Annotated in this window: 7 protein-coding genes; 5 read left to right on the top strand and 2 right to left on the bottom strand. The window is 59.8% G+C overall.

What is annotated here, in order from left to right; all coding sequences use genetic code 11:
• Positions 1–85 precede the first annotated feature (85 nt).
• The gene (locus O2807_06675; protein MDA1000186.1) at positions 86–409 is read left to right on the top strand and encodes a hypothetical protein; all 324 of its coding nucleotides are present in this window, start codon (positions 86–88) and stop codon (positions 407–409) included.
• 258 nt (positions 410–667) lie between these two features.
• Here the strand turns inward: O2807_06675 and O2807_06670 are convergent, their stop codons facing one another.
• On the bottom strand, positions 668–958 hold the full coding sequence (locus tag O2807_06670; protein MDA1000185.1) for a hypothetical protein: 291 nt from the start codon (positions 956–958) through the stop codon (positions 668–670).
• A 796-nt stretch (positions 959–1,754) separates the two neighbouring features.
• Between O2807_06670 and O2807_06665 the strand changes: the two genes are divergently transcribed.
• From O2807_06665 to O2807_06650, 4 genes are all read left to right on the top strand, one after another.
• Positions 1,755–2,462: a DUF2148 domain-containing protein gene (locus O2807_06665; protein MDA1000184.1), complete on the top strand. Its 708-nt coding sequence runs from the start codon at positions 1,755–1,757 to the stop codon at positions 2,460–2,462.
• 31 nt (positions 2,463–2,493) lie between these two features.
• Entirely contained in the window at positions 2,494–3,672 is a 1,179-nt protein-coding gene (locus O2807_06660) for an MFS transporter (protein ID MDA1000183.1), read from the top strand.
• Between the two features lie 376 nt (positions 3,673–4,048).
• Positions 4,049–6,379, top strand: a complete 2,331-nt coding sequence (locus tag O2807_06655) for an amidase family protein (GenBank protein ID MDA1000182.1) — start codon at positions 4,049–4,051, stop codon at positions 6,377–6,379.
• A gap of 163 nt (positions 6,380–6,542) precedes the next feature.
• Entirely contained in the window at positions 6,543–8,162 is a 1,620-nt protein-coding gene (locus O2807_06650) for an NAD(P)/FAD-dependent oxidoreductase (protein MDA1000181.1), read from the top strand.
• A 371-nt stretch (positions 8,163–8,533) separates the two neighbouring features.
• Here O2807_06650 and O2807_06645 read toward each other — a convergent pair whose 3' ends face one another.
• Positions 8,534–9,601, bottom strand: a complete 1,068-nt coding sequence (locus O2807_06645; GenBank protein MDA1000180.1) for a type III polyketide synthase — start codon at positions 9,599–9,601, stop codon at positions 8,534–8,536.
• Between the last annotated feature and the right edge of the window lie 452 nt (positions 9,602–10,053).

Below are 10,053 nucleotides of genomic sequence, written 5' to 3'. Positions count from 1 at the left end.
CGCGGTCGGAATTGTGGGCAATCGATGCGGAATCGGGGCAAGGGCCTCGGTTGCCGCATAATTCCGGTTCAGATAGACTTACTCAATGATCGGGTTTGAGGAAAAATGCGCCACTTCCGGACAAGTGAGTGAATTTCGTTCCTGGGAGGAGATTTTCGTGTACCGTGCAATTTTCGCTTCCGCCCTCATCATCGCCATGGGGGCCGGTGCCCTCCCGGCCGCCGCCGCCGAGAAGCAAAAAACCGACGGTTGCCTCACCTCTCTTTACAATTATCCAGCGGAATATCGGGCGGAAAAATCGAGCGAAGCGCATATCTTTCGGCATGATCAAAACAAAGCGGAAAAAAATCTTTCCCCGCCGAGATCCAAATCATCAAGAAAGAAAATAAAGACCGCCCCCGGCACTTAAAAAAGCACAAGATTCCGCGTAACCCCGACAGAAAAATTTCACCGGGATTCGTGCCCGTGGCGGCGGGCGCAGTTCGCCGAAGACCTTCCTGAGCACCGCGAATCGGTAATTTTCCTTCGAGTTCAAATCTTTTGCCGTCTTTTCTCCAGAATGAATCCTCTTTTGAGTTCCATCGGCACGAAGAGGCTTTCTCTATTTTTCGCTCTCATCGAAGAAACCCCAAAACACGATGGGCCGCTTGGCTTTGACGGCTCTCGCCTATGCAGCCGTCTTGGTCCTCTCTGTAACTTCGGCCCGATTCGTGTTCTTATCGAGCCATCCTTCAAACAAGGTAAGTTCAGGATGAGCGTCGAACGAGTTGAAATCGCGGATCACGATCTGCTTGCCCCGTGCCTGGGCGGCGTCGTAAACACGCACGTCGAAGAGACCCTTCTTCTCGGCCCGAGGGCGCACGACAGCCATGAGTCTCCACGCCCAGTCGGGATTTTTTTTCAGGACCGTGACCAGGTACCTGCCCACTGAGTCGGGAATCCCATGCGGCCTGGGCAACCCATCTCTTCCAAACAACTTGCTCCACCAATTCCCTGACATTTCTGTCTCCTCAAAAGGGGTCAAACACACGGATCTGGTAAAATGGAATTCGAACACGCATCGGCCGAATTTCGGATCACAACTCAGACAAACCGGGACCGATGGTTACTACCGCCAGTAACTACCGGCAGTAATGAGAGTCGCGATGAAACCAGGGTTTTCAGCAGGCCGGGGGAGGCCTTTCGATGAGGCCGAGGATGTGCTGCATGTTCTCGGACCTCCGCAGTCCTTCAATGAGAAGACGAGGGTGAACGATGGAGGGTTCGAATCGTGTGGATCGCAACAAGCTGGTCAATGCTATCTTCCGCCTAAGCACGTACGGGATGTGTCAAAAGGGCTTTGTTGATGTTTTTCCCATACGCCCTGGGCAGGAAAGATATCACAAAAGCGCCCGCGCCAGATACCAAATTGAAACGGCTCCCCCCTTCGAACGCCGCCCAGCCCCTTGGGGGACGGGATCAAGAAGCCTTGAAAAATGGCCCAATTTGGGCAGCCGGCGAAAGGCCGGGGGAGGAAGAAAAGCCACGGCAAAACTTGAGGGAGGCGCAGGCGCAAGCTCTCCGGCTGGCACGAACAATGGGAGCAATTGCGAATTTACTCGGCTCTAAAATCGCTCCCTGACCGGCCCCGCGTCCAAGGGTGGGACCAAAGGTCGGCCCGCAGGTACTTTAGGCTCAGCCTGAGGGTGGTTGTGCTAATGTTTCGTTATCCAAGACGACTCTTGGGAAATGTCGTCCAAAAGGAGAGTTTTGTGATGCTCACCGGAATCGAGGAAATCAAAGGAGACGTGATCCGGACCGTGGCGAAGCTGTGCGCCGCGGCTGCGGTAACAGCCCCCAAATCGGGCGGGCAGCTTTTCAGGAAAGGCAAGCACCTCTTCATCGAGACCGTCATCGTGGACGACAGGGAAACGATTCAGCGTCTGGCCGACTGGATCCGCGCGCGCGGCCGCGAGCGCAGGCAGGAGATCTGGTTCCGCGACGCGGCGACGGCCGAGCGGGTCGACGCGGTTCTGTTCATCGGGCTGAAAGACTGGTACCCGCCGGTCTACGACTGCGGCATGTGCGGCTATGCGACGTGCGCGGAGTTCATGAACGCTACGCAATCCTTGCGCGAGAAAAGCGCGGACTTCGAATTCGCCGGTCCGCAATGCAACCTGCGCAACGTGGACCTGGGGATTGCGATCGGCTCGGCGGCCAAGGCAGCGAGCCTCTACAACGTCGATACGCGCTGCCAGACCCGGATCGCCGTGGCCGCGCGCAAGCTCGGGATCATCCAGTCGGAGGCGGCAGTCGCCCTGTCGATGAGCGTCACCCACAAAAACCCCGGCTTTGACAACCGGATGCCGACCGTCGATTTCGACTCCGAGGAGATGCAAGCCCTGCCTCCGACGAACACCTTGCCAGTAAAGACACCAGATGGACGATGGGCTCACATGCCTAACTACGAGCCCGAGGAATGAGGAGCGCCCGCTTCATACGAAGGAAAACCCGGTGAACGCATTCTCGGCCGTCATCATCGCGGGGATGCTCTCCCGCCTCGGCTATCAGATGGCGAGGAGCCCGGTGCTCCCACGTTTCGCCCAGGACCTGGGCGCCTCGCCCGAGCTGCTCGGCGTGATCTTCGCCGCCTCGACGATCACGGGGATTTTCGTCAAGCTGCCTGCAGGCGCCCTTTCGGACGTTCTCGGCAAAAAGCGCATGATGCTCCTGGGCGGCCTGTTCTTCGCGCTTCCGCCCTTTTTGTATCCATTCGTGAAAACGGCGGGCGCACTGTTGCTTTTGCGGTTCCTCCACGGCTTCGCGACCGCCATCTTCGCCCCGGTGGCCTCGGCCTATGTGGCGGACCTGGCGCAGGAAGGGCGCGGCGCAAAGCTGGGCTGGTTCGCCTCGGCGAACGACGTGGGCGCCACCGTGGGCCCGATGGTCGGGGGAATGGTCCTGTTCTACACGGCCAGCTACGACGCGGCGTTTTTGATCGTGGGAGCCCTGGGCATCGCCACGCTCTTGATGGTCGTGTTCTTGCCGGCCCCCCCTGTGCATTCAAAAATGAGCCCCGGCCCGTCCGGGTCCCGCTGGAACGGGTTCCGCGACGGGATCCTCGAAGTCATATCGAGCCCGCCCATCGTGATCGCCTCCACCCTGGAGTCGATCATGTATGTCGGCTATGGCGCGTTCTTGGGGTTCATCCCGGTTTACGCGAAGGCGGCCTCGCTCAACGACGCCCGGATCACGGCCGTGCTCGGGGCGCAGCTTGCCACGGCGATGGCGGCCAAGCCCCTGGCGGGATGGACCTCCGACCGGGTCGGGCGAAAACCCGTTATCGTCATCGGCTTGTTGCTCTGCGCCGCCGCGCTGCCCCTCATCTTTCAAATGAAGAACTTCGCCCTGCTCGTCGTCCTCTCCGCCCTGCTCGGCCTCGGCGTCGCCTCGGTCACCCCGGTGACGACAGCCCTGGTGGCCGACCTGGTGAAAACCGGGCGCATGGGCTCGGCGATGGGCGTGTTCGGCACCATCTGGGACATCGGCGAGTCGGCGGGGCCCATCCTCGCCGGTTTTCTCATCGTGCGCGCGGGCTACGGTTCGGCCTTCTCCATCATCTCGCTGCTCATGGTCCTCGCCGCGGGGGTATTTGCCTTCACGGTGAGCGATCCGGCGAAGACCAAGGCATAATCCGCACAAAAACGAATTCCCCCTGGGGCTACATCACCGTGAACTGCCGATGTGCCAAAATCTGTTCCCATCACATACATGGCAAATACCGGTTTGAATTTCCGGGATATGGCAGGAAAGAGTCCTTCAGAAGGAGCGCCCGGGGAGCGCCCGAAAACCAGAGCGGTTTTCGTGCGGGGTCCGTTCCGAAAAAACCGCGAATTCACAGGCCCACACCGGGGCAAACGCAGCCGGCGGCCAAAGGCTGTCCACGATTGTATAAATCGGACATCGCAAATACTATTCCATCATGCAGAAACGCAGGGCGGGCGGTGAAAATCGAGGGGCCGTCTTGTCTTGGCGTGAGGTGATTCAAGAAGCACAAGAAGGGGAACACATGGCAAAAAAACCGGGTGCGCGGAACAAGCCGTTTCGTCTCGAAGAGGCGACGATTGACGAGCTGCACGCCGCGATCAAATCAGGACAGACGACCTGCGTGGAGGTTGTTCAACACTATATCGACCGCGCGCGCGCCTATAACGGGGTAGCCAGCATGCTGGTCACCGAAGACGGTGCCGCGATTCCCGAGGCGACCGGCACCGTGCGCGCAAAGGCGCCGCTTCGCTTTCCGGCACAAACCATGAAAGCCTCCACACTCTTACCTGATCTCGACAAATACAAGGGGCCGCCGCTGGAGTTCGGCCGCATGGAGGCGACGGCCTCCGACCCCGGCGTGCAGCAGCAGTTCGGGATGATCGCGGGCATTCCGAATGCCGGGCAGGTCAATGCGCTGGCCACCCTCAACATCCGCGGCGAGCGCTCGGTTGTCTGCCGGGGCGACTTCGATCGCCATCCCTCGGAGGGGCCGCTGCCGCCCGGCGCCCCGCCCGTGTGCGAGGTGTTCCGCCAGTTTCCCGACGCGCTCGAGCGTGCGGCCGAGCTCGACGCAACATACGGGCGCAATCCCGATCTCGAGAAAATGCCGATGTACGGCGTCGTCTTCTCGTTCAAGGATCCCTTCGACACGAAGGACATGCGATCTACGGGGGGCGGCGACGCGGCCTACGACATTGATTTTCCCGCGCGCGATCACGTGCTGGTCGAACAGCTCCGAGGCAAGGGCGCGATCATCTTCGCCAAAGCCGTCTGCACCGAATACAACGGCCGGGCGGGTGATCCCGGCGGCCGCCACGCGCCCGGCAAGGTGCTCCCCTCGACGCTGGGCTACCAGCGCACCACCTGGGGCGGCAATCCCTCCAACCCCTACGACACGACCCGCTCCGCCTCGCTCGGCTCCAGCTCGGGCTCGGCCCTGTCGGTGAGCGCCAACCTGGTGATGGCCAGCCTGGGCGAGGAGACGCGCGCCTCGACCCGCGGTCCGGCGAACCACAACGCCGTGGCGCTGATCCTGCCGCACAAGGCGATGCTCGGCTTCGACGGCGGCGCCATCGGCGCCGACATCTATTGCGACCGCAGCGGCATCCTCTGCCGCACGATCGGCGACTGCGCCAAGGTGCTCGACGCGCTGAAAGACCCTGTCGAAGGCTATTACGATCCGCGCGATCCCTTCACCACCGTTCCGCGCTCGTCGGTGTTGAGCACGTCGTACGCGAGCCACGCAAAAACGCCCGGCACGAAGGGCGCGCTCGCGGGGGTACGCCTCGGGGTCATCCGGGAGTCCCTGGTCTATCCCAAGGACTCGAAGACCGAGGAGCCGATCGCCGCGGCGGCCGCGCAGGAGATTAAATCCGTGCTCGGCGGCACGCTCGGGGTGGCGCTGGTGGAATCCTCCGATCCCCTGTGGAAGCCGGACCCGGATATGGAGCAGATGAAGACCGATTTCCGGCGGGCGCTCGCCCGGCTGGTGCCGGTGTTCATGCCCGACATCCTGTTCCGGCTGGGGCAGGACGGTCGGCCGGTGTTCAAGGAATTCGCGGACGCCATCGAGCCGACCGAGTTTCAGCCCGGGAAGATTTTCGGAGGCGGCAAGATGAAGCCGATGGATTATCTGGTCGGGATGGCGGAAGGAAGAATCGCGCCGCCCCCCAACTTCGATATCGCCACCATCCAGCAGCAGGAGCTGGCGAACACCTTCCGGTTCCACATCAGCCAGTACCTCACATGCCGGGCCAGGGACTGGCGAGCGGCGGGCTTCGAGGAGACCCTGGACGGTTGGGCGGCGCTCAACGCCCGCTCCAAATTCTGGGGGGACGATCAGCGCGCCGCCTTCAAGAACTGGGAGGAGATCGCCGATCCCCGCAATCCCCTCGGCGGGCGGCAGGGCGTCAACGAGCGCATCATGCTGCGCGAGCTGCTGCGCCGGGTGGACATGATGGTGATCATCGAGAACAAGCTGGACGCACTGGTCCGCCTGCACACGCCGTGGCCGCCGGGAATCATCGGCGGGCCGTACCAGTACGACATCCCGAGCAATCTGCGGCCCGAGAGTTTGTACGGCCCGAATGCGGGGCTGACCGAGGTGCTGATTCCGGCGGGCTACGTCACGACGGTCTACGATCCGGTGTTCAAACTCAGCGAAGACGGCACGAAATACGTCTCCGCCCCTTCGCACGCGCCGACCACGATTCCCGGGCCGGGGTTGCCCTATTCCCTCGTGTTCCGGGCCGAGCCGGGCAAGGAGGATATCCTTCTGAAGGTCGCCTCGGCGTACGAAGCGGCCTCAAGGCGCCGCATTCCGCCGCCGGCGTTCGGGCCACTGCCGGGGTAGTCTCGCGGAAACACGCGCCAGAACGTGCGGGCCCGGCGCCCCAATCATGGGCAAAGAAAAGGCGGCTGGGGCGCTTGCGGGAAAATTATAGAGGAATTCACTTTACCGTTATCTGAGGGCACAGAATATCCAGTTCGTTTGAATCTTGGATAGGACAGGAAACGTGGCTGAGCCGAACAGCTCAAAAGCTGATTTTGATGTCTTGATCGTCGGCGCCGGCTTCGCCGGACTTTTCATGCTTTACCGGCTCCGGGGCATGGGATTTTCCGCGCGTATTTTCGACGCGGCAAGCGATGTCGGCGGTACATGGTACTGGAACCGCTATCCGGGCGCGCGATGCGACACGGAGAGCATGCAGTATTCCTATCAGTTCTCCGATGAACTCCAGCAGGAATGGGAGTGGAGCGAGCGCTACGCCGGCCAGCCGGAAATCCTGCGATATATCAACCACGTTGCGGATCGGTTTGATCTCCGCCGAGACATTACTTTCAACACGCGCATCGAATCAGCGGCCTTCGCTGAGGAGTCCAACCGCTGGAATATCGCGACGGATAATGGCGGCAAAATATCCGCAACATTTTGCGTCATGGCGACCGGGTGCCTGTCCTCTCCTTTTGTGCCGAACATCGAGGGCCTCGATGATTTTGCGGGACCGGTTTACCACACAGGCCGCTGGCCCCACAAAGAAATTGATTTTTCCGGCAAGCGGGTGGGTGTCATCGGCACGGGCTCTTCCGCCATTCAGACCATCACGGTTATCGCAAAGCAAGTGGAACATCTCTTTGTCTTTCAACGGGCGCCGCATTACGCGGTTCCGGCGCACAACGGCCCCATGGACAAAGATTATGAGCGGGAGATCAAGGCGAATTACGCGGAGCTTCGGAAAAAAGCGAAACAGTTGCCTGCCGGGTTTTTCCAGCATTACAACGGTAAATCGGCCCTGGAGGTAGCCCCCGGGGAGCGCCGGCAGGAGTACGAAAAACGCTGGGCGCACGGTGGCCTTCCCTTCATGGCGGCTTTCGCGGATTTGAACTTCAGCGAGGAGGCGAACGAAACCGCCGCCGCGTTCGTCCGCGGCAAGATCCGGGAAATCGTCCGCAACCCCGAGACGGCTGAATTGCTGTGCCCGGATACGGTTATCGGATGCAAGCGCTTGTGCGTGGACACCGGATATTACGAAACCTACAATCGCCCGAATGTTTCCCTGATCGACATCAGTAAATTAGAAATCGAAAAAATCACTCCAGGAGGCGTTTTGGCCGCCGGAAAAATATATGAAATTGACATGATCGTGCTGGCCACGGGGTTTGATGCCATGACGGGTGCCTTGCTGAAAATCGACATTCGCGGACGCTCCGGCCAAACCCTCCGGGAGAAATGGGCGGAGGGCCCGCGCACCTACCTGGGGCTCATGACGGCCGGCTTTCCCAATCTCTTCACGATCACCGGTCCCGGCAGCCCTTCCGTACTGACGAATATGCACACATCGATCGACCAGCACGTCGAGTGGATTGCCGATTGTCTCGGGTATTTGCGTGAAAATCGTATCGGCCGGATTGAGCCCGCCCTGGAAGCGGAGAACCGCTGGGTTGTCCACAACAATGAAGCCGCCGAAGAAACGCTTCGCTACAAATGCAGCTCTTGGTATCTCGGCGCAAACATACCCGGCAAACCGCGGATATTCATGCCCTACATTGAGGGCTTTCATGTTTACGCCGAGAAATGCGCGCAAGTCGCGGCGGCAGGATATGAAGGCTTCCACCTGACGGCCATTTCGGAATAAAGCGCGAGATCACCGAAAACCCGTCACTTTCCTCCACCATCCCCAGGCACGGAAGCTCGACCGGAAGCCAGCCTTGTCCCACGGCGTCAATTTCATCCAGGCGGGTGGCCGAATTATGGCAATGGAAAACAAGCTTCCTGCTTTCTCCATCGCCCGGGGCCGGCTGAGCAAGGCGCAGACTTGGGATTCCACCTCTACCAGGGAATTTCCAGGATATGCATGCGCTTCCCGGGGACAGGACGAGACGCAGGCCCCCACAACCCGTGCAGGAGATCTTCTCGACTTCCATCCGGCCGCCGGGGCCGCCGCCAACCACAGCGGCATCGAAGGAGTGGTCCCCTGCCTGATGGTTCGGGTTTTCCGGAATTTTCTTATCCGTGTCGTCCGTTCCCCCAGCGAACGAGCAGCTGCTCGATGCTGAATCCAGGACCCATGGCGAGAATCAGACCGATATCGCCTGACTGAACCTCTCCGTATCGCATGATCTCATCGAGAACCATCAGAACGGTGCAGGAAGAGATGTTGCCGCACTCGCGAAGCACCTTTCTGGAAAAACGCAGACTGTCTTCCGATACGCCGAGCTCGTCCCGATAGACCTCCAGGATGCGCTTCCCGCCGGGGTGGAAAACAAGATGGGCAATGTTTTCGAGCAACAGCCCGTTTTTCCGCAAAAACGCTTCCAGCATCGGCCGCACCCTGGATCGGACGGCGGCGGGGATATCTCTGGAAAGACGTATCCGGAATCCTTTGTCCTCCAGGTCGAAACCCATCAAGTGGGTGGAATCCGGCAGGGTGGTCGTCTGCGAGTCATAAAGCTCCGGCGATCCGTTTGAGGGACTCCCGCCAAGAACGGTGGCGGCCGCGCCGTCTCCGAAGATAATGCTGGAAACGATGTTGTCCATGGACATGTCGTCATGCTGAAAGGTCAGGGTGGGAAGCTCGACCGAGAGCAGCAAGACGCGATGCTCCGGGAAGCCTTTCAGATACTCCCGGGCGCGGGAAAGCCCCACGGCGCCCGCGGCACAACCCATCTCCGTGATCGGAAGCCGCTTGGTGTCCGGGCGCATGCCGAGCCCGTTGATGAGATATGCATCAACGGAGGGAATCATGAAGCCCGTGCAGGAAACCGAAATGATCATATCAATATCTTGCGGCGTCAGGTTTGCCCGCTTTATCGCCTCCATGGCGACACGCTCGCCGAGGCGCTTGACGTTTTCCTGATAAATCCGGTTGCTTTCGGTGAGAGATCTGGGCCGGAAGATATCCTCGATGGGAAGCACGGAAGAGCGGCTTGCGACCTCGGAGTTGCGGCACATTTTTACCACTCTTTCCGGGTCGTGTCCTTTTTCGGAGAGCCAGCTTGCAAGCCATGGTTCGACTTCATCCTGTTCGTATGAATACTCCGCCAAAGCCCTGGCGGCTGACATCACAAAAGCCATTTCGCATTCCTTTTGAAATCGAACGGAGGCGGCGCAAAGACCGTATTTCCCGAAATCCCCATATCATTCCCAACAGACGAAAATATATGTAATTTTTGAAAAATATCTTAACAGACGGGACTTACCGGAAACTTATCTGAACATTACGAAATGGCAATCTTCCGCGAAACGGATGCGGATATGGCAGGAAAGGCAACGGAAAAGACGCTTCCTTCATCGGGCGCACGCTCTATGGCGAGCTTACGCGCGCCCGCTTCCATTTCCGCACAATTGCGAATTCACCATGTACGGGACAACAAAGGGCCCCCAATTCATTTCGGGGGCCCTTTGCTTCATTCTCGTCATATATGCCAATGATGCGCCATCAACTCACGCGGGAGCGCTCGTCCAGCTGATATTGGTACACCGTCGCATCGTCGAATTTGAAGCCGAAGTCCACTTCCTTTCGCCGG

The sequence above is a fragment of the bacterium genome (genome assembly GCA_027622355.1).
Taxonomy (GTDB): domain Bacteria; phylum UBA8248; class UBA8248; order UBA8248; family UBA8248; genus JAQBZT01.
This window is presented reverse-complemented; position numbering and strand designations above follow the sequence as displayed.

What these genes read in the sequence shown, in the direction of transcription:
- O2807_06655 (MDA1000182.1), top strand. Translation starts at nt 4,049, where the DNA reads ATGGCAAAAAAACCGGGTGCGCGGAACAAGCCGTTTCGTCTCGAAGAG.
- O2807_06645 (MDA1000180.1), bottom strand. Translation starts at nt 9,601, where the DNA reads ATGGCTTTTGTGATGTCAGCCGCCAGGGCTTTGGCGGAGTATTCATAC.
- O2807_06665 (MDA1000184.1), top strand. Translation starts at nt 1,755, where the DNA reads ATGCTCACCGGAATCGAGGAAATCAAAGGAGACGTGATCCGGACCGTG.
- O2807_06675 (MDA1000186.1), top strand. Translation starts at nt 86, where the DNA reads ATGATCGGGTTTGAGGAAAAATGCGCCACTTCCGGACAAGTGAGTGAA.